This window comes from Enterococcus sp. DIV0755b (genome assembly GCF_051713765.1).
Classification (GTDB): Bacteria; Bacillota; Bacilli; order Lactobacillales; family Enterococcaceae; genus Enterococcus_C; species Enterococcus_C canintestini.
In genome coordinates this window covers 1223755-1244394 of sequence record NZ_JBIOQN010000001.1, presented here as the reverse complement: position 1 = coordinate 1244394, position 20640 = coordinate 1223755, and the positions used below count along the sequence as shown (strand labels likewise).

The following is a 20640-nucleotide window of genomic DNA, read 5'->3' as shown; positions in this document are numbered from 1 at the left end:
TACTATCATGTTTTATCTAGAGATGCAATTATCTTTTTACATTTCTTCGTGGTGCCTTTTTTCCAAAAGAAACTTCTTTAAAAGCACTGAAAAGAGCGGTATTATTTTTAGTTTTCTTTAAAAATTGAACAAATTGGTCGGTATATTCTAATGAATCACCTAGCATATTGTTCCGCAATTTCCATGTTTCTTCTAATTGTTCAGGTTTCATTAATAATTCTTCTTTACGTGTACCTGATTTTTTAATATCAATAGCTGGGAAAATACGACGTTCTGCTAGTTCCCGGGAAAGATGTAACTCCATGTTCCCTGTTCCTTTGAACTCTTCATAAATGACATCGTCCATTCTACTGCCTGTATCGACTAAAGCAGTAGCTAAAATGGTTAAGCTGCCACCTTCTTCAATATTACGAGCTGCCCCGAAAAATTTCTTTGGCTTATATAAAGCAGCCGGATCAATCCCCCCACTTAATGTCCGTCCACTTGGCGGTACTACTAAGTTATAAGCTCGTGCTAAACGGGTAATGGAGTCCATCAAAATAACAACATCTCGTTTGTCTTCTACTAAACGCATGGCACGTTCTAAGACAAGTTCAGATACACGGGTGTGATTTTGTGGTTGTAAATCAAATGTCGAAGATACAACATCGCCTTTAACACTACGTTCTAAATCAGTTACTTCTTCTGGGCGTTCATCAATTAGTAAAACAATTAGTTCTACCTCTGGATAATTGTCGGTGATGCCATTGGCGATTTCTTTTAAAATGCTTGTTTTACCTGCTTTTGGTGGGGCGACAATCAATCCTCGCTGGCCAAAACCAACTGGGGCAAAAATATCAATCATCCGCGTTGCCAAACGACCCGTTTTGGTTTCTAATTGAATTTGACGATCGGGATAAAGAGGAGTTAAAGCTGGAAAATGCGGCCGTTCTTTTGCTTCTTCTGGATCTTTTCCATTCACGCTTTCAACATGCATCAAGCCATAATAACGTTCAGATTCTTTAGGGGGTCTGGCCTTACCGGCAACTTTGTCACCGTTACGTAGACCAAATCGGCGAATTTGTGATGAAGAGATATAGATGTCTTCAGCACTAGGGCCATAATTAATGGGGCGTAAAAAGCCGTAACCGTCTTGACCGACAATATCTAAAACACCTTCCATATAAAAGAAGCCTTGCTTTTCAGCTTGAGCCCGAATGACTGCTAATGATAATTCCTTTTTATTCATTTGACTATAATAAGGAATTTTGAATTGTTTAGCGTACTGATAAATCTCTTTTAAGGTACTATTTTCTAGCTCCGCCATTGTTAAATAATCTTTTTTCATGCTTGATCCTCGCGTTCTGTTTCTATCATTTTAACATCGGCACCTAGAGCTGTTAGTTTTTCAATAATATGATCATAGCCGCGCAAAATATATTCTACATTCATAATGGTAGTGGTACCTTCTGCCATCAAACCAGCAATTACAAGACATGCTCCCGCCCGTAAATCAGAAGCGATAACTTCAGCCCCATGTAATTGTTTTGGCCCATTTAAAATCATCATATTGCCTTCTATTTGCGCATCGGCGCCCATGCGCACAAGTTCTGGGATATGATTGATACGTTTGGAATAAATCGTATCGATAATTTCAGAAGTTCCGTTAGCTTTAATCAGTAGTGGTGTAATAGGTTGTTGCAAGTCAGTTGCAAAACCAGGATAAGGGTAAGTTTTGATGTGGACAGGATTCAATTTTTCAACTGGGAAGACTTCAATGGTATCTTCACTGATCTCCATTGGAACACCTAATTCTTCTAATTTGGCGATGTAACTTTCTAAATGCTCATAAATTACATTATGAACTTTAATTCCATTGCCACAAGCTGCCGCTAGCGCTAAATAAGTACCTGCTTCAATTCGGTCTGGGATAATTGCATGGCGACAGCCGTGTAATTCATCGACACCCTCAATTCTAATTTCATTAGTTCCCGCTCCCCGAATTTTTGCCCCCATGTTATTTAACAAAGTAGCAACATCAATTATTTCAGGCTCTCGTGCTGCATTTTCAATAATTGTGCGACCTTTGGCTTTTACAGCTGCCAACATAACATTAATGGTTGCACCAATAGAAACCACATCCATAAAGATGCGTTCACCTTTTAACTCTTTATTTTTAGTCCGCAAATACATCGCGCCATGTTCATTAGTAACAGATGCCCCTAAAGCTTCGAAACCTTTGATATGTAAATCAATCGGACGTGGACCTAAATAACAGCCTCCAGGTAAGCCCACGACAGCTTCGCCAAATTTAGCTAGTAAAGCGCCCATAAAATAATAAGAAGCCCGCAAACTATTGATTTTGCCACTAGGCATTGGTATTGAGACAATTTCAGTTGGATCAATCGTCATTGTATTATTTTCAAATTGGACTTTGACGCCCATAACTTCTAAAATTTCCATTAACGAATGCACATCGTTAATATCAGGTACACCTTCTAAAACGACAGGTGAGTCTGCTAAAATTGCAGCCGGAATTAGTGCGACTGCGCTATTTTTGGCGCCACTAATTGTTACTTCACCTTGAAGTTTACGGCCACCATTAATGATGATTTTTTTCATAAAAGCCACCTATTCTTATTTTATTCACACTCGCTAATTTTAACACAGACGTGCTCTTTGCAAAAGAGTGGACCATTTAGCTTAAAAAGATTTATAAGAAAAAAAGACACGCAAGTTTTCGTATCTTTCCCATAATAGATGATGGAAATGAATTCAAAAACGAACGTGTCTTTTACTTTTCTACAATTTATTTACTTTCAATTGTGCCAATAACATCATTGGCATTAACCTTTTGCAAGGCTACATCAAGCTGGGCTAACTCATTGCTATTGGTGCAAACTACCATAATATCGCTATCTTTTCCACTAGCTTTTACTTTAGCCAAATCCATTTTAGCTAACATTTGACCACGACCAACTTTTTGCCCTTCTGTTACAAAAACAGTAAAGGGTTCACCTTTTAGACTGACAGTATCAATTCCCATGTGTACTAGGATCTCCAAGCCATTATCTGCTTTAATACCAACAGCATGTTTAGTTGGGAAAACACTTGTAATCGTACCAGCTACTGGTGTAAAAATAGCATCATCACTTGGCGTTACTGCAAATCCTTCACCCATCATTTTTTGTGAAAAGACATCATCACTAACTTTTGTAATATCTTTTACAGTACCATTACTAATCGCAAAAATGTCTTGTTTTTTAGTTATTGTTTTTGCGACTGGTACTTCGTTTTTCACAGTTGTATTTGACACACCGCCTTGATGTAAACGAGTCATTTCATCTGCGACAAATTGTACTTCTGTCCCAACGATAACTTGAATATTTTTATCATCGATTACTTTAACCCCAGGCATACCAGTACGTTTAATTTTCCCTTGATCCACTGTACCAGTATCTTTTACCTGTAAACGCAAACGCGTCGTACAATTATCAATCGAAGTAACATTTGCTGCACCGCCCAAGGCATTGTAGATTTGGTTTGCAATTGTAGCAAACTTATCATCTCCAGCAGCCACAAATTGATCAATATCTTCTGTCGCTTCTTCTTCATCTTCTTCACGACCAGGTGTCATCAAGTTAAATTTCTTAATCACAAACATAAATGTTACATAATATACAACTGCCATAATTAAACCTAAGACAATTAACATATACGGTTTATTAGCAATTGGAACGCGTAAACTCAAGAAAAAGTCAATGAATCCTGCACTAAAATTAAAGCCCGCTGTCCAATGAAAAGTCGCTGCGATAAACATCGAAATACCAGTTAAAGCTGCATGAACCACATACAAAGGCCATGCCACAAACATAAATGAAAATTCTAGGGGCTCTGTTACACCTGTAAAAAATGATGCAAAAGCGGCAGCAACCATTAATGATGCAGTAACTTTTTTCTTTTCAGGTTTAGCGCATTGATAAATTGCCAATGCACCAGCAGGTAAACCAAACATCATAACTGGGAAAAATCCAGCTTGATACATCCCTGTAATTCCTTTTGTTCCTTCACTTGCCCAGAATTTACCAATATCATCAATTCCTGCTAAGTTAAACCAAAATACGTTGTTTAAAGCATGGTGTAACCCAGTTGGAATCAATAAACGGTTAAAGAAGCCATAAAGTCCTGCCCCAATTGGTCCCATACTTGAAATCATTTCACCAAAAGCAACGAGTGCATTATAAACCGGTGGCCAAATAAAAATTAATAATGCGGAAATAATTGCCATTAAACCGGCTGTCACGATTGGAACTGCTCTTTTACCACTGAAAAAAGATAATGCCATTGGTAATTTCACACTGCTAAAGCGATTGTACATTGCCGCTGCTACTAAGCCGGCTAAAATACCAATAAAGACATTTTTATTATTAATTGCACCAAAGGCGACGTTTACTTTTTCAACATCAACTTTAGTAAACAAAGCGACAGCATTACTATTGACTAATGTCATAGGTGTCAAAAATGCCACTAACCCGGCTAGTGCAGCAGCACCATCTTTATCTTTTGACATCCCATAAGCTAGACCGACTGCAAATAAAATTCCCAAGTTGTCTAAAATTGTGCCACCTGCTTTAATTAAAAAAGCAGCTAAAATATTGTTGCCACCCCAGCCACTAGGGTCAATCCAGTAACCAATTCCCATAAAAAGTGCAGCTACGGGTAAAGTTGCGACTGGTAGCATTAAAGAACGCCCAATTCGTTGTAAATATGCTTTCATTATTATTTCTCCTCTTCTTTTTGAGCTACTCGTTTCAATCTTTCAATGTGAATCGCAATATAGCCTAATTCTTCACTAGAAGTTGCCAACTGATAGCGCTTAATCAGCATTACTCTAACTTTTTTGGCAATTTCATAACTCTTTGGATATTTTTCTCGAACCATTTCGACAATCTCATCATCTAAAACGGCATATTGTTGTTTTTGATAACGTTGCAGTAATAAACGTAAGTGATTGGCTAAACGAGAATAATTAAGTGCCATCGCTTCTGCATACAGATCAATTTGCAATTCGGCTGCAATTAGATTCATGATTTCTGAAACGATTGTAACCTCACGAATACTACGATGATTATTTCTTTCACCGTTTCGTGCACTGTGTAAATGAATTGCAATATAACCAGCTTCATCATAGCTATAAGGAATTTTAAGCTGATTATTTAAATAATCTACTGCCCATTGTGCAATCCCAAATTCCTCTTTATGCAAGACCTCAATCTCTTTTAAAAGTTTATTGCGTACAATAATACCGTTACTAATGTTTTCGGCACTAAATGCCAAATGATCTGTTAATGCAATTAAAACGTGTTCATTTAATTTTTCCATCAGAACCATTTCAGCATGATTCACAATGTGTTCAGCTGCAAACAAAAATTTTTCGTCAATTTGATTTAGCAAATTTTGCAATTTCACCTGCGTATCTGGTTCCATCACAAACATTCGCTCGACTTCTTTTGCAAAGACAAGATCATTTTTCTTCTTGTTAAAACCAATCCCTTTTCCAATTGCAACTTTTTCTTGACCGTCGTCATCGATTAAGACTGCATTTTGATTCAATAACTTTTTAACTTTCATAGTTCACCTCTGCAGATTTAAGAAAGTATTTTTGTAACTAAAAAATAAAAAAGACGTGAAAAAACCAGCTTCAACATATTCCTTGAAGCAAGCCTTTTCCACGCCTAGTATTATCTAGTCACATGAAATAATATTATTTACATTCGTCATTTTAAAGAAAACGTTCGCAAAAGTCAATATTAATTTTCAATATTCTGACCATAAAAATTAGAAAAGAGAATTTAATTGGTGACATCCACTGTTTCAACTAGCAAACTGGCTATTATAAAGATCAGCGTAAAAAGCTCCTTTTTGCATTAAGCTAGTATGACTGCCTTGTTCAATAATCGCCCCATCTTTCATCACCAAAATTAAATCAGCGTTTTTAATCGTTGAGAGACGGTGAGCAATCACAAAACTCGTACGTTCTGCTGTTAAGCGATCCATTGCTTGTTGAATCATTTCTTCTGTTCGGGTATCGACACTTGAAGTAGCTTCATCCAAAATCAATAGTTGTGGATTAGCTAGAATTGCCCGAGCAATTGTTAATAGTTGTTGTTGACCTTGCGAGATTTGACTGCCATCGGTTGAAATTATCGTGTCATAACCATCAGGTAAAGTTAAGATAAAGTGGTGACATTGCGCCGCTTTTGCCGCGGCAATAATTTCAGCCCGACTAGCATTTGGTTTCCCATAGGCAATATTTTCTGCCACCGTTCCTTCAAATAACCACGTATCTTGCAAGACCATACCGAATTTTTGGCGAATCTCTCCTCTTAAAAAATGGCGAATATTTTTTCCATCTATTTCAATTTGCCCTTTTGTTAATTCATAAAAACGCATCAATAAATTAATCATCGTTGTTTTTCCTGCGCCGGTTGGTCCTACAATGGCTACCATTTGCTTTGGCTTAACAAAAAAATTAACATCTTCCATTAACAATTTATCTTTTGTATAGCCAAAAGAGACGTGTTTAAAGGCTACTTCTCCTTTTATCTGGTGTGGAACAGCAACATTTAACTCATTTTCTTTTTCTTCAGGTAAATCAATGATTTCAAAGATGCGCTCCAAAGCGGCAAAAGCACTTTGCAGGCTATTAATCACATAAGAAACTTGCGTAATTGGTTCAGAAACTTGGTTAACATATTGCAAATAAGCTTGCACTAACCCGATTGATAACTGACCGTTAATGACCATTAAGCCACCAACAACTGCACTCGTTACAAAGCCTAGTTGATTAATTAGTCGAATCAATGGATTAATCGCAAAACTAACAAATTGCGCTTTTTTAAACGCCTGAAACTGTGCTTCATTTAGTTCATCTAAGTCTGCTTTTATTTGCTGTTGGCGATTATAAGCTTTAATAACTAAATTTCCCGAGTACGTCTCTTCAGCTTTTGTTCCAACTGCCCCTAACGCTACCTGATTTTCTGAAAAATAATCTTGATTTTTTTGTGCTAAAAATTTCGTTAGCGCTAAGCTAAGTAATAAGATCATCACAATTCCCAGGGTCAGTAGTGGACTAAGATAAATCATAATACCAAGGCCTGTGATAATAGATAAGATTGCAGAAATCATCTGCATCAATCCCACTTGTAAAACTTCAGATACCTTATCTAAATCAAGGGTCGCCCGTGTTAAAATATCACCGGTTTGATATTGATCAAAAAATTTGATTGGTAAATGATTCAGCTTCTGGGTCAACTGTTTTCGTAATCGTAGCGTTAAAGTTTCTGCCACGCTAGCCATCGTGTATTCTTGTAAAAGTGAGAAAAGGGCAATACCACCCCACGCTAAAAACAATAATAAGACTGGCTGCCACAATACATGTACTAAATTAGTTGTCGTTATTTCACCAGCACGTAACAAGGCAACAATAGCATCTAATCCCCAACCTAGAATTAAAGGTGTAGTTGCCATTAATACCGCAAAGAAAATAGCAGAAATAACAATAATAATAAAACGGTGCTTTTGCTCTAGTAACAAACGAAATAGTCGATGACCAGTTTTTTTGAAATCTTGTGGCATTTCATTACTTCTTTTGTCAAACTGCTTTGTGCTCATGTTTTTCCTCCATTCCCTGGGATTTAGCAAATTCTTGATATACGCTACAAGTTGCCAGTAACGTTTCATGACTACCTTGCCCCACAATTTTACCTTCATCTAATACAATGATTTGATCGGCATCTTTAATCGTCGAAAGACGTTGCGCTACAATCACAATTGCGGCATCTTTCAAATACGTTTTTAACGCTTGCCGTAATTTTGCGTCGGTTTGATAATCCAGTGCTGAAAAACTATCATCAAAAAAATATACATCTGCCGGTTTTATAAGCGCACGGGCAATGCTAAGACGTTGTTTTTGACCACCAGAAAAGTTATTGCCTTTTTGCGCCACAAAAGCATTATATCCTTCAGGTAATGACTGAATAAACGCTTCTGCCTGGGCGACTTCTGCGGCCTTTTTGATTTCCTTTTCAGTCGCATTAGGATTGCCAAAAAGAAAGTTATCTAAAATCGTACCACTAAATAAGAAAGCCTTTTGGGGCACATAACTGATTTTTTGCCGCAGTGCTTCTTGGGTAACATTTTTAATCGGTACGCCACCAAAAAGTATTTCACCTTCAGCAGTATCTTTAAAACGCAATAGTGCTTTTGCAATAGTACTTTTACCAGAGCCAGTGCCACCTACAATTGCAGTAACACCTTTACAGATATCAAAAGTAATATTAGCTAAAACTGGCTCTTCTGCACCACTATATGAAAAATCAACCTGTTTAAAAGAAACAACTGGCTTATCGTCTGCCAGAACAAACTGGGTTAAATCACCATCGACGACTTCTTCATTTACAGCTAAAACCTCGCCAATCCGTTCTAAAGAAGCGAGTGCTTTTGGTATCATCACAATTACCATTGCGGCCATCGTCAAAAACCATAGACTTAAAACCGTGTATTCACTAATTGCGGTTAAACTACCGATTGGCACTGTATTTTGGGTAACCAAGATACTACCAAACACTAATACTGCTGTCATGCCTAATCCCATCACCAAATTAACAGTCGGATTTAAAACGGCAAATAGTTTATTTACCCGAATCATTACAGCAGCATAACGACTAAATGTGTCATCCGTGCGCTCTTTTTCATAACGGTTTTTATTAAAGGCACGAATGACCCGCACACCGGTATAAAATTCACGCAAAACCTGCATCATTTTATCCATTCTTTGTTGCATCACATCTGCTAATGGAATAGCTTTTTTTATAACTAACAGTGCGATAAAAGAAAATAAAGTGATTGAGGCAATTGGGATCCACACAAATTGCCATGAAATCATACCTGTTAATCCAATTGAGGCAAGACAAATTAGTGGCGCTGGAATAATCATCTGAAAAACCATCATTAAAATTTGTTGAATATTAGTAATATCACTGGTTGTCCGCGCCAAAAGTGTTGGTGTTCCAAAGGCATCCATATCTGCTAACGATAGCTTTTGGGTTTTAGCGACTAATTTTTTTCTCAAAAAATAGCCAAAACGTCCCGCCAAAATGGCCGAATAATAACTTGCTGCAATCGCAACTACTCCTGTCACAATTGCAATCACTAGCATTAACAAACCGTTTTGCCAAATATTTGTTTGATTTTGCAGCAAAATTCCTTCATCGATAATTTTGGCAACATAATAAGGAATCATTAACGTTCCCACCGCTTGTCCAATCATTAAGATGAAGGTTATAAAAAATAGTTTACGGTACTCTTTAAAAAAGATCTTGAATAATTTCATCTTTTTTCCCTCCTTCTCCTGTGATAGGATAAACTGTAACGTAACGTTACAGTCAAGACCGAAAGGAAATTTTTTGATGAAAAAGTATTTAACTATCAGTGAAATGGCGAATTATGCTGGGATTAGTCGTCGCACTTTAATTTATTATGATCAAATTGACCTATTTAAACCGCAAAAAGTGGGAGAAAATGGCTATCGTTATTATGGAATTGACCAGTATTTTGAACTGGATGTGATTTTACTTTTAAAAAATCTCGATGTGCCCTTAGAAGAAATCGCTACTTTTTTGAAAAACCGTAATATCACAGCTGTATTGGCTGGCTTTAAAAGACAAAAAGAAAAAGTCGATGAAGAAATTAGCAAACTTAAGCGAATCCGTAACTCCCTTGATAGTTATATTACCCGCTATACTACCTTAAAAAATTTTGATTTAGAATCAATCACGTACGCCTACAGAAAAGCAGAATCTTTTGTTGTCTCTGATTTAATTGAGAAATTTGATGATATTGATTCTCTAGAAGTTTACGGTCGTTTTTATAATTCCGTCGATAGTAGTGATCTGTTTAGTGGTTATCCCATTGGTTTTTTAGTAGATGGTGCAGCTTTTTATGAAGAAAATTTTCATGCCGCTCCATATCGTGCGCTAGTGAAAATTCCCAGTGAACGTCTGCAGCTTTACAAACAACAGCGAATTGTAACCCGCCCTGCTGGTTATTATGTTTCAGGTTTTATAAAAGATGAAATTCATCAGATTAATATTTTTAATAATCGTTTTCGCAGTTATTTAAAAGAAAATAATTTAGTTTTAAATGGGGATATTTGGGAACTATTGTGGCAAGATGAGGCTGCTTCGCAAAATCCTGAAGATCAAATTTTTGAAGTCTTAATTCCGGTTAAAAACAAATTGGCAGAAGAAAAAGAAGATTAAAATGAAGCAGTAAAAAAGTAATTAGAAGACAAAAAAACTTCAGACTAAATAGTCTGAAGTTTAAAAGTTTAATCAAATTAAGCTTTGTTAGCTGAACCGAACCAGTCAATGTGTTCTTCAGCATCTTTAACGATTGCAGCTTTACCTGGTGCTAATAATTTACGAGGGTCAAAGCCTTTACCTTCTTTATCTTTGCCAGCTTCGATGTATTCACGAGTTGCTTTTGCAAATGATAATTGGAATTCAGTATTAACGTTAACTTTAGAAACACCCATTGAGATAGCTTTTTGGATTTGTTCTTTTGGAATACCAGAACCGCCGTGTAATACTAATGGTACATCATGACCAACAGCATCTGCGATTTCTTGTAAGTGGTCAAATGCAAGACCTTGCCAGTTTTCTGGGTAAACACCATGGATGTTACCAATACCACATGCTAAGTAGTCGATACCTGTAGCAACCATTTGTTTACATTCTTCAATGTCAGCTAATTCGCCAGCACCGATGATTCCGTCTTCTTCACCACCAATTGAACCAACTTCACATTCAACTGAGATACCTTTAGCGTGTGCTTTTGCTACAACGTCTTTAGCTAATTTCAAGTTTTCTTCAAATGGTAAATGAGAACCATCGAACATAACTGAAGTATAGCCAGCTTCGATACATGCTAAAGCAGCTTCGTAGTCACCGTGGTCTAAGTGGATTGCAACTGGAACTGTAATATTCATTGATTCAACTAAGTCGTTGATCATGTTAACAGCTAATTTGTAACCACCCATGTATTTTGCTGCACCCATTGAAGTTTGGATTAAGACAGGTGCTTTTTTAGCTTCTGCTGCTTCCAAAATTGCTTGAGTCCATTCTAAGTTGTTTGTGTTGTAACCGCCGACAGCGTAACCACCTTTACGGGCTGCTTTTAGAAATTCTGCTGCTGATACTACTGGCATAAAAAATTCCTCCTAAGTTTTGATAAACTTTATTTGTTAGGCATATCCTAACCAACGCTACCATTTTAGCAAATATTTCTGGCTATTACCACTAAAATGACGGATTAATTCTTTCATAAAAAGATTGCACAAATTTAAATAGCGCCTGTTTTCAATAATTTTTCTGAAAAACTTTGTTATATTCCCCTTTGTAATTGCTTTTTTCTTCCAAAAGATAACAAAGAGAATTCTTTACCTCTGCAAATTATTTCACAGACTTTTTTTAATTTTCAGCCCTAAATCTTAAAGAAAATCAAAAAGACACCTGAAATCAGGATGGAAAACTACTCTTTTGAAGAAAAGAATAATCTTCACAACTTATTTCAGGTGTTCATTTTAATAATTTAATTATTTGATACTACCTATATATTATTGGTTTTCCAAAGCTGCTCCCACAAAAGCTTTAATTAATTGTTGTGGGCGCGTTGGACGAGAAATCAATTCAGGATGGAACTGACAACCAACAAAGAACTTTTTATCTGGTAATTCAACAATTTCAACTAAACGATTGTCTGGTGAAACACCGGAGAAGACTAAGCCTTCTGCTTCAAACATTTCGCGATATTTGTTGTTAAATTCATAACGATGGCGATGACGCTCTTGCACTACTTCCTCATTTCCATAAGCAGCTGCAGTTTTAGTTCCTTTTTTCAACTTACATGGGTATAAACCTAAACGTAAAGTTCCGCCCATATTCTCAATATTTTCTTGATCTGCCATTAAATCGATAATATTGTTCGGTGTATCTGGATCTGTTTCTGCTGAATTAGCATCTTTTAAGCCAACTACATTACGCGCAAATTCTACACAAGCCATTTGCATACCTAAACAAATACCTAAAAATGGCACATCATTTTCTCGGGCATAACGAATTGCTTCAATTTTCCCTTCAACCCCGCGATCACCAAATCCACCGGGAACTAAGATACCATCTGCGTCTTTTAATACTTCAGCAACATTTTCTTTATTAACATCTGCCGATTGAATCCAATCAATAGCAATATCAGAATCAAAAGCAAAACCAGCATGTTTTAAGGCTTCTACAACAGAGATATACGCATCTGGCAGTTCGACATATTTTCCGACTAAAGCAATGCGGGTAGTTTTCTTTAGATTTAGTACTTTTTCTTCTAAAGCTTGCCATTCTGTCATATCCGCTTCTGGTACATCTAATTTCAAGTGTTCACATACAATTTGATCCATTTTTTGTGCTTGTAAAGCTAAAGGAATCGAATATAAAGTTTCTACATCACGGGACTCAATCACAGCTTCTGGTGCCACATCACAAAATTGTGCCAATTTATTTTTGGTACTTTGAGAAACAGGTTGTTCTGTTCGCACAACTAAAATATTGGGTTGAATACCTAACCCACGCAATTCTTTAACACTATGTTGTGTTGGTTTAGTTTTCATTTCACCAGCAGCTTTTAAATACGGAATTAACGTGGTGTGAATATACATGACATTATCAGAACCAACATCTGCTTTCATTTGCCGTAATGCTTCTAAAAATGGTAAAGATTCAATATCACCTACAGTACCACCGACTTCTGTAATGATTACATCAGAATCAGTAAGTTTAGCTGCACGCATAATTTTTTCTTTAATTTCATTAGTGATATGAGGAATAACTTGAACAGTTGCTCCTAAGTATTCACCTTTACGTTCTTTGCGTAAAACTTCAGAATAAATTTTACCTGTTGTAACATTTGAGTATTTGTTTAAATTAATGTCAATAAAACGTTCATAGTGACCCAGGTCCAAATCCGTTTCAGCCCCGTCATCTGTTACAAAAACTTCTCCATGTTGATAAGGGCTCATTGTACCAGGATCGACATTGATGTAAGGATCAAATTTTTGAATCGTCACCTTTAAACCACGATTTTTCAATAGACGTCCTAACGAAGCGGCTACAATACCTTTACCAATCGACGACACAACGCCACCGGTTACAAAAATATATTTTGTCATTAATTAAAAACTCCTTCTATATTTTTTTACAGGAAAAGCTTCTGTAAAATAAAAGAAGCTCCCTATCCAAATTGAATAGGGAGCATATTTTCCAGAACTTTGACCCTAGTAATTAGGGTGCCCAAGTAGGATATTACAATCTCTACTATCTTTTGTCAACAACTCATTTTTATAAAAGGCTTTCAACTTAAGAAATAATTTAATCCCTTAGCGGTCATTCCAAAAGCACTTTTTATAAAGAGTAACTACACTTGCTTTTACCGCTTTAAGTAATAAAAAATTTCTTCAAACGAGTTAATTTGGGCTCTTTTTAAATCGTTTGAACACTTTTTGTAATTTAAACCAGTTGTAGTTTCCTATTTTTATAGCCAGTATAGTCTGCCATGTGTAGCAGCTCTTTGGCATTTTTAACCCGATCTTCAGCCGGTGGTTCAATTCCTTCTAAAGGATATTTTAATCCCATTTCCTGCCATTTGTATTTGCCCATCGTATGATACGGTAAGACTTCCACCTTATCAACATTTTGTAAAGTTTGAATAAAGGCATCTAAACGAATCAAATACTCGTCATAGTCGCTTCGATGCGGGACTAACACATGCCGAATCCAAACCGGTTTTTGGATTTCAGATAAATAAGTTGCCATTTCTAAAATCGGTGTATTGGCTTGTTTGGTCAGTTTTTTATGGGCGTCGTTATCGATATGTTTAATATCAAATAACAATAAATCCGTATTTTCCATTAACGTATTGAATTTGGAAAAGAAAGGTTCGGCTTTGGTGAAGGGTTGACCACACGTATCAATTGTCGTATGTACACCGGCAGCTTTGGCTTTTTGAAATAAATCAATTAAAAAGTCCATTTGAAGTAGTGGCTCCCCACCACTTACGGTAATCCCGCCTTTTTCTCCCCAAAATTCTTGATATTTTAACGCTTCTGCTAAAACATCATCAGCGGTACGCTCTGTTCCGGTCCCAATTTTCCACGTATCCGGGTTATGACAAAATTCACACCGCATGCGGCAGCCTTGGGTAAAGACGATAAAACGAATTCCCGGGCCATCAACGGAACCAAAACTTTCAGTAGAATGAATACGTCCTGTCACAGTCATAAAGAGGACTTCCTTTCGTATTTGAAAACAGCACTTTTGGCTTACTTTTTATTCCCTCGCGTGTTTTCTTTTATTAAAAACAAAAGTGGCGGATAGTTTCCCATCCGCCACCGTATCGTACTTTTTAATTACATCGATTCGTGCATAGTCCGTGCGATTACATCATCTTGTTGTTCTTTTGTTAACTTGATGAAGTTCACGGCATACCCAGATACCCGAATAGTTAATTGTGGGTATTTTTCTGGATGCGCTTGGGCATCTAGTAATGTGTCACGGTTGAAGACGTTAATGTTCAAGTGGTGACCACCTTTTGCAGCATAGCCGTCTAACATGGTTGCTAAGTTTTCTTCTTGTGTTGCTTCATCGCGCCCTAATGCTTTTGGTACGATAGAGAATGTGTTTGAAATACCATCTAATGAGTAATCGTATGGTAATTTCGCTACAGAAGAAAGACTAGCTAAAGCACCGTGAGTGTCGCGACCGTGCATTGGGTTTGCCCCTGGTGCGAATGGTTCACCGGCACGACGTCCGTCTGGTGTGTTCCCTGTTTTCTTACCATAAACCACATTAGACGTAATCGTAAGGATTGAAGTCGTATGTTTTGAGTCACGGTAAGTTTTGTTACGTTTTACTTTTGTCATGAAGGTCTTCAATAAGTTCACAGCGATTTCGTCTACGCGATCATCGTTGTTCCCATATTTTGGATAATCCCCTTCAATTTCGTAATCTTCTACGATACCATTTTCATCTCGAATTGTTTTAACTTTCGCGTATTTAATGGCAGATAATGAGTCAACGGCAACAGAGAAACCGGCAATACCAGTTGCCATGGTACGTAAGATATCAGTATCTTGTAACGCCATTTCAATGCGTTCGTAAGAATATTTGTCGTGCATGTAGTGAATGATGTTTAAAGTGTTCACATAAAGTTCTGTGATCCAGTCCATCATTGTGTCATATTTTTCCATGACTTCGTCATACGCTAAGTATTCTGAAGTAATTGGTTGGAATTTAGGTCCGACTTGCGCTTTAGATTTTTCATCTACCCCACCGTTAATCGCATATAACAATGTTTTCGCTAAGTTGGCACGCGCACCGAAGAATTGCATTTGTTTACCAATACGCATTGCAGAAACACAACAAGCAATTCCGTAGTCGTCACCCCAATGTGGACGCATTACATCGTCGTTTTCATATTGGATGGCAGACGTTTGAATACTCATTTTCGCACAGAATGTTTTGAAGTTATGTGGCAAACGAGTTGACCATAAAACCGTTAAGTTTGGTTCTGGCGCAGGGCCTAAGTTTGATAACGTGTGTAAGAAACGGAAACTATTTTTTGTCACCATGTGGCGTCCGTCTTCTCCGACACCTGCGATTGATTCGGTTACCCAAGTTGGATCTCCAGAGAACAAAGCGTTGTAATCCGGTGTCCGGGCAAATTTCACCAAACGTAATTTCATTACAAAATGATCGACAATTTCTTGTGCTTCTTCTTCTGTTAAAACGCCGTTTTGTAAGTCACGTTCTACATAAATATCTAAGAAAGTAGAGGTACGACCAAGCGACATTGCCGCACCATTTTGTTCTTTAATCGCAGCTAAGTAACCAAGGTATAACCATTGGAAAGCTTCTTTTGCATTTGAAGCGGGTTGTGAAATATCAAAACCATAAATCGTACCCAATTCTTTTAATTCGTTTAGGGCACGTAATTGTTCGTTTAATTCTTCCCGTTGACGAATGATATCATCAGACATAACCCCATTGCCACAGTTCAATAAGTCTTTTTGTTTTTCTTTGATTAAAAAGTCAACCCCGTATAAGGCAACACGACGGTAATCCCCGATAATACGACCACGACCGTAAGCATCTGGTAAACCTGTAATAACACCTGAGCGACGAGCTGCCCGCATTTCAGGCGTGTATGCATCAAATACTCCTTGGTTATGGGTTTTACGATAGTCACGGAAAATGTGTGAAACTTCTGAATCAATTTCATAACCATAAGCTTCTGCCGCTTGTTCAGACATGCGGATACCACCAAATGGTTGTAAGCTACGTTTAAATGGTTTTTCCGTTTGGAAACCTACTACTGTTTCTAAATCTTTGTTTAAATAACCAGGGCCGTGAGAAGTGATTGTGGAGACAACTTTTGTATCCATGTCTAAAACGCCACCAGCTTCACGTTCTTTCTGGTTTAATTCCATTACTTGATCCCAAAGTTTTGTGGTTGCTTCAGTTGGACCAGCTAGAAATTCATCAGTACCGTCAAATTGTGTGTAGTTTGCTTGGATAAAATCACGTACGTTTATTTCGTTTTGCCAAGCTTTACCTTTAAATCCTTGCCACGCATTTGTTTTTAACTCTGTCTTTTGCATTTGTCTTTACTCCTTTTTTAAATAATTCCCATTACACTTGCTACAATTGGAACCACTACTGCAGTTGTGATCCCAACAACGACCACTGAGATACTTGCCATCGCTGTTTCTGTTTCACCCATTTCCATACTAACCGCAACTCCTAAAGCATGTCCTGCTGCACCTAGAGCCAAACCTTTTGCAACTGGATTGTTAACCTTAAACCACTTCAATGCTACTGCCCCTAAAGCGTAAACTAAAACACCATTAAAGATGACAGAAAAAGCTGCAATTGAAGCAATCCCACCAACAGAAGTGGCCACCGGAACTGCAATCGCTGTTGTTGCAGCTTGGGGAAGAAGTGAAGCAATGAGTTGCGGATGCATTTTAATAATATAACCTGCTAAAACAACTGATGCCGCTGAAACGACAGAACCAATTGTGATTGCCACCATGATTTCCATAAAATATTTTTTTAAAATATCGCGTTTTTTGTATAAAGGTATAGCAAAAGCAATCGTTGCCGGTTCTAAAAAGAACATAATGATTTTGCCACCTTCGTTATAGTCATCATAACTAATACCAGTAACTTCTAAGATTAAAACACCTAGAATCATCGCCACAAATAGTGGTGTGAATAAAAAGAAACCTTTACTTTTCTTAAATAAGAAAGTTCCAATACCAAAAACAACTAGCGAGATAATAATACCAACATAAGGAGTCATATTAAGAAACCTCCTTTAAGCCTTTGTGAAGTGGTTCTTCTTTTTTTGCTTCTGTATGACGATCTTTCACACCCAGCAATAAACTTGAACCCCAACCAGTTGCTGCCATTAGCGCCAAAGTTGCAATTAAGATAACCGCGATAATTTGAATTCCAGAACTTTTCATAATACCCAGCGAATTTACTAGTGAAATGCCAGAAGGAACAAATAAAAATGTGATGACACTTGATAGACTGTCAGCTAGACCTTCAACTTGTTCTAATTTGACAATTCCTAAACATAAAGCACCAAATAAAAGCAACATGCCTATTAAAGAAGGTGGAACTGCAATTGGCAATACTTTAGCAATACCATTTGAAATTAACATAATGAGGGCAAATACGAAGGCTTGTTGTAAGAATGAATAAACTTTTTTTCCATGTTTTCTCGCTCCTTTGTTTTGTTTACATGCTTAGTATACGAAAACCCGAGCTTTTGTTACCGCTTTCTTCATAACTTGCTCAATTTAACACATGAAATGCAAAAAAAGGCACTTGACTTGCATCAAGTGCCGTAAAAAATGCTTATTCTAAATTTAACCGCTCTTTAAAAGCTTTTAAATAAGAGCGACTAACCGGGACTTTCTCGCCATTTTCCATTGTAACTTGTAGGGTATGGTTAAACCAAGGCTGAATTTCTTTTACTTTAGTCGCATTAATAATAAAACTGCGATGTGTTTTAATAAAAAGCGCTGGGGGTAACTTTTGCTCAATACCACTCAATGTTCCTGTTGTATTGTAGTATTTATCATCCGTAAAAATACTGACATTGCGTTCATCTACAGAAACCATTTGAACAGTCTCTGGATTAATTAAGAAAATGCGATCGTCGCTATGAATCGGAAAAGTAGCCCATTGTTCTGTCGTTTGAACAGGATCAGATTGCTTACGGGACATTTGCTTTTCAGCCTTATTAATAATTTCCATGACTCTTTTTTCTTCAAACGGCTTCAATAAATAATCACTTGCATTGACTTGGAAAGCTTGGAGCGCATAGTCATCATAAGCGGTCGCAAAAACCAAGTACGGGGGATCTGTAAGATTTACTAATTTTTCCGCCAGTTCAAATCCGCTTTCATCGGTTAAATGAATATCTAAAAATAAAATATCGGGTTTTTGTTCCATCATTTTACTCATAGCTTCTAAAACACCTTCAGCTTGGGTTACACTTGTAACTGCAGGATGTTGACTAACCAAATAGCTCAGCTCTTCTCTTGCCAAGGGTTCATCGTCAACTAAAAGAACGTGCATTATTCCTCTCCTCCTTTAAGCTCTAATGGTAATGTAATGGTAAATATCGCCCCACCCGTTTTTTTATTTTCTGCTTTTAGTTCGCCTGTTTCGCCATATAAACTATGAAGACGCCTATTTAAGTTTTCTAATGCAGTCCCTGTTCCTTTTACTGAAACAACTGCTTGTTTGCCTAATTTAGGCAACAAGTCTGCTTTAATACCAATCCCATTATCTTCAACTTGTAAAATTAAAGCATCATTATTACTAAAAATTCTAACTTCTACATAATTGTCTTCTTTGCGATTGGCAAAAGCATGTTTAATGGCATTTTCTACTAAAATTTGAACCGCATAAGGTGGTATGAGCGCATTCTCTAACGCATCACTTGTTTTGACATCAATTTGATACCGATTGGGAAATCGAGCTTGTTCCAACTGTAAGTATGCCGCCAAATGTTGTAATTCTTGACTTAACAAAATTTTTGTCTGACGAGCACCGGTTAGATTTCCCCGAAAATAATTGCTTAATTGCAGTAGTAAACTGCGGGCTTGATCTGTGTCTCTTCGCATCAAAGCAGAAATGGTATTGATTGCATTAAAGAAAAAGTGTGGATTTACTTGCGCTTGTAGTGACTTAATTTCAGCATCTTTTAAAAGTCGACTTCTTTCTTCTGCTTCTCCTAATTCAATTTGGGAAGAAAAAATAGTAGCTAATCCTTCCGCTAATTCTTCTTCCACATAAGTCAGTTTACTTTCATCTGTAAAATACATTTTTAGAGTTCCCACTACCTGTTCATGAGCAAAAAGCGGAATGACAATTGCCGCCGCTAAGGGGCAGTCGGGATTTTTACAACCAATTTGCTCTTTAGAGTGGGCGATTAACATCTCACCTGTTTGTAAAACTTTTTTAGAAAGCTCAGTAATTACTTCTAGCTCGGGAATATGATGATCACTGCCCGCTCCTACATGGGCTAAAATCTGATGTTTATCGGTCATACTAATGGCAGCTAGTTTGGTATAGCGTTGAATAATTTCGGCTACAGCTTGACTGGATTCTCGCTTTAAACCAGCCCGAAAATAAGGCAGTGTTTGCGCCGCTAAATTTAAAACATCATGAGTTTGAACTGCTTTTGCTTGCTCTTCTTGCTTTAAGGTGACATTGATAATGGACATAAAAATAAACGTTCCAATCCCATTAATCATAATCATCGGTCCGGCAATCATTTTGGCTAGGTCTGTGCCACTAAAAAACGCCACAAAAATCATTTGAATAGATTCCATTAAGATACCCACTAAAGCATAAACTAATGCCTTGTTTTGCCATTGTCGCTTGATTAAAAGAAGACGAACCAATCCAGAGATTAACCCGATTAATAAAGAAGAAAAAATATAAAAGCTTCCTTCACCGCTCCCTTGCAAAAAACGGTGCACTCCGGCAATGCCCCCAACCGTTGTGCCAACACTAGGCCCACCTACTAATCCTGCCACACTAATTACTAAAGTACGGGCATTAGCAATAGAAGTATTTTCAGAAATATGGGTTAAAAAATTACTGGGTACAATTTTATTACCGGTAATTTCAATACCAGTAAAATTTGTTAAAATTGCAAATAAACCAAACACAATAATCAAAATAACTTTAGAAGAAAGCTGCGTCCTATTTTCCAAAACGCGCTTAAAATATGTAACATTGACCAATAAAAAAGCCAATAAAATAATTAGGCCAACGCGCTCCATCATTAAGATAAATAAATCTAACATATGTACGACCTCTTTTACTTTCCATTTTCCTAATAGTAGTAGTCAACAGGTCTAATTGTCAATTTTTATCTGAATAAAAATCGATTTTCCTACCTCTAATTACGACATAAATAACAAAACAAACCGCTTTAAGCCTAAGCCAAAAGCGGTCTGTTTTCCTG

The 20640-nt window shown here is 37.1% G+C and carries 14 protein-coding genes and 1 pseudogene; 1 reads left to right on the top strand and 14 read right to left on the bottom strand.

Going from position 1 to position 20640, the window contains the following annotated elements; translation table 11 throughout:
• Positions 1–28 precede the first annotated feature (28 nt).
• The 6 genes from rho to IGI65_RS05845 form a co-directional block, all read right to left on the bottom strand.
• The gene (gene rho, locus IGI65_RS05870; RefSeq protein ID WP_438773545.1) at positions 29–1327 is read right to left on the bottom strand and encodes a transcription termination factor Rho; all 1299 of its coding nucleotides are present in this window, start codon (positions 1325–1327) and stop codon (positions 29–31) included.
• Positions 1324–2601, bottom strand: coding sequence for a UDP-N-acetylglucosamine 1-carboxyvinyltransferase (locus IGI65_RS05865; RefSeq protein WP_438773544.1), 1278 nt, complete (start codon positions 2599–2601; stop codon positions 1324–1326). Before IGI65_RS05865 ends, rho begins: the two co-directional genes overlap by 4 nt.
• Before the next feature lie 187 nt (positions 2602–2788).
• Positions 2789–4756 carry an N-acetylglucosamine-specific PTS transporter subunit IIBC gene (gene nagE / locus IGI65_RS05860; protein WP_438773543.1) on the bottom strand — a complete coding sequence of 656 codons (1968 nt, stop codon included), beginning with the start codon at positions 4754–4756 and terminating at the stop codon, positions 2789–2791.
• 2 nt (positions 4757–4758) lie between these two features.
• The gene (locus IGI65_RS05855) at positions 4759–5610 is read right to left on the bottom strand and encodes a PRD domain-containing protein (protein WP_438773542.1); all 852 of its coding nucleotides are present in this window, start codon (positions 5608–5610) and stop codon (positions 4759–4761) included.
• A gap of 243 nt (positions 5611–5853) precedes the next feature.
• Positions 5854–7653: an ABC transporter ATP-binding protein gene (locus tag IGI65_RS05850; RefSeq protein ID WP_438773541.1), complete on the bottom strand. Its 1800-nt coding sequence runs from the start codon at positions 7651–7653 to the stop codon at positions 5854–5856.
• Positions 7634–9373 (bottom strand): ABC transporter ATP-binding protein, encoded by a 1740-nt coding sequence (locus tag IGI65_RS05845; protein ID WP_438773540.1) that lies wholly within the window; start codon positions 9371–9373, stop codon positions 7634–7636. Before IGI65_RS05845 ends, IGI65_RS05850 begins: the two co-directional genes overlap by 20 nt.
• A 76-nt stretch (positions 9374–9449) precedes the next feature.
• Here IGI65_RS05845 and IGI65_RS05840 point away from each other — a divergent pair, with 76 nt between their 5' ends.
• Positions 9450–10301, top strand: a complete 852-nt coding sequence (locus IGI65_RS05840) for a MerR family transcriptional regulator (protein WP_438773539.1) — start codon at positions 9450–9452, stop codon at positions 10299–10301.
• A 77-nt stretch (positions 10302–10378) separates the two neighbouring features.
• Here the strand turns inward: IGI65_RS05840 and IGI65_RS05835 are convergent, their stop codons facing one another.
• The 8 genes and pseudogenes from IGI65_RS05835 to IGI65_RS05800 all read right to left on the bottom strand — a co-directional run bounded on the left by IGI65_RS05835 (position 10379) and on the right by IGI65_RS05800 (position 20479).
• On the bottom strand, positions 10379–11248 hold the full coding sequence (locus tag IGI65_RS05835) for a class II fructose-bisphosphate aldolase (RefSeq protein ID WP_173102470.1): 870 nt from the start codon (positions 11246–11248) through the stop codon (positions 10379–10381).
• Between the two features lie 408 nt (positions 11249–11656).
• Positions 11657–13258 (bottom strand): CTP synthase, encoded by a 1602-nt coding sequence (locus IGI65_RS05830; RefSeq protein ID WP_071863505.1) that lies wholly within the window; start codon positions 13256–13258, stop codon positions 11657–11659.
• Positions 13259–13595: 337 nt separating this feature from the next.
• Complete coding sequence (gene pflA, locus IGI65_RS05825) at positions 13596–14366, bottom strand: pyruvate formate-lyase-activating protein (protein WP_438773538.1); 771 nt, start codon at positions 14364–14366, stop codon at positions 13596–13598.
• Positions 14367–14494: 128 nt separating this feature from the next.
• Positions 14495–16744 carry a formate C-acetyltransferase gene (gene pflB, locus IGI65_RS05820; RefSeq protein ID WP_438773537.1) on the bottom strand — a complete coding sequence of 750 codons (2250 nt, stop codon included), beginning with the start codon at positions 16742–16744 and terminating at the stop codon, positions 14495–14497.
• A gap of 17 nt (positions 16745–16761) precedes the next feature.
• Positions 16762–17448 carry an antiholin-like protein LrgB gene (gene lrgB / locus IGI65_RS05815; protein ID WP_438773536.1) on the bottom strand — a complete coding sequence of 229 codons (687 nt, stop codon included), beginning with the start codon at positions 17446–17448 and terminating at the stop codon, positions 16762–16764.
• Between the two features lies 1 nt (position 17449).
• A pseudogene (gene lrgA / locus IGI65_RS05810) lies at positions 17450–17863 on the bottom strand (antiholin-like murein hydrolase modulator LrgA); the annotation flags it as partial.
• A gap of 148 nt (positions 17864–18011) precedes the next feature.
• Entirely contained in the window at positions 18012–18737 is a 726-nt protein-coding gene (locus IGI65_RS05805; protein ID WP_438773535.1) for a LytR/AlgR family response regulator transcription factor, read from the bottom strand.
• Positions 18737–20479, bottom strand: coding sequence for a LytS/YhcK type 5TM receptor domain-containing protein (locus IGI65_RS05800; RefSeq protein WP_438773534.1), 1743 nt, complete (start codon positions 20477–20479; stop codon positions 18737–18739). Before IGI65_RS05800 ends, IGI65_RS05805 begins: the two co-directional genes overlap by 1 nt.
• Positions 20480–20640: the final 161 nt, after the last annotated feature.

Excerpts from the sequence above, each read along its gene's own strand:
- IGI65_RS05855 (WP_438773542.1), bottom strand. The coding sequence starts at position 5,610 with ATGAAAGTTAAAAAGTTATTGAATCAAAATGCAGTCTTAATCGATGAC.
- IGI65_RS05865 (WP_438773544.1), bottom strand. The coding sequence starts at position 2,601 with ATGAAAAAAATCATCATTAATGGTGGCCGTAAACTTCAAGGTGAAGTA.
- pflA (WP_438773538.1), bottom strand. The coding sequence starts at position 14,366 with ATGACTGTGACAGGACGTATTCATTCTACTGAAAGTTTTGGTTCCGTT.
- IGI65_RS05850 (WP_438773541.1), bottom strand. The coding sequence starts at position 7,653 with ATGAGCACAAAGCAGTTTGACAAAAGAAGTAATGAAATGCCACAAGAT.
- lrgB (WP_438773536.1), bottom strand. The coding sequence starts at position 17,448 with ATGACTCCTTATGTTGGTATTATTATCTCGCTAGTTGTTTTTGGTATT.
- IGI65_RS05845 (WP_438773540.1), bottom strand. The coding sequence starts at position 9,373 with ATGAAATTATTCAAGATCTTTTTTAAAGAGTACCGTAAACTATTTTTT.
- IGI65_RS05835 (WP_173102470.1), bottom strand. The coding sequence starts at position 11,248 with ATGCCAGTAGTATCAGCAGCAGAATTTCTAAAAGCAGCCCGTAAAGGT.
- nagE (WP_438773543.1), bottom strand. The coding sequence starts at position 4,756 with ATGAAAGCATATTTACAACGAATTGGGCGTTCTTTAATGCTACCAGTC.
- IGI65_RS05840 (WP_438773539.1), top strand. The coding sequence starts at position 9,450 with ATGAAAAAGTATTTAACTATCAGTGAAATGGCGAATTATGCTGGGATT.
- pflB (WP_438773537.1), bottom strand. The coding sequence starts at position 16,744 with ATGCAAAAGACAGAGTTAAAAACAAATGCGTGGCAAGGATTTAAAGGT.
- IGI65_RS05800 (WP_438773534.1), bottom strand. The coding sequence starts at position 20,479 with ATGTTAGATTTATTTATCTTAATGATGGAGCGCGTTGGCCTAATTATT.
- rho (WP_438773545.1), bottom strand. The coding sequence starts at position 1,327 with ATGAAAAAAGATTATTTAACAATGGCGGAGCTAGAAAATAGTACCTTA.
- IGI65_RS05805 (WP_438773535.1), bottom strand. The coding sequence starts at position 18,737 with ATGCACGTTCTTTTAGTTGACGATGAACCCTTGGCAAGAGAAGAGCTG.
- IGI65_RS05830 (WP_071863505.1), bottom strand. The coding sequence starts at position 13,258 with ATGACAAAATATATTTTTGTAACCGGTGGCGTTGTGTCGTCGATTGGT.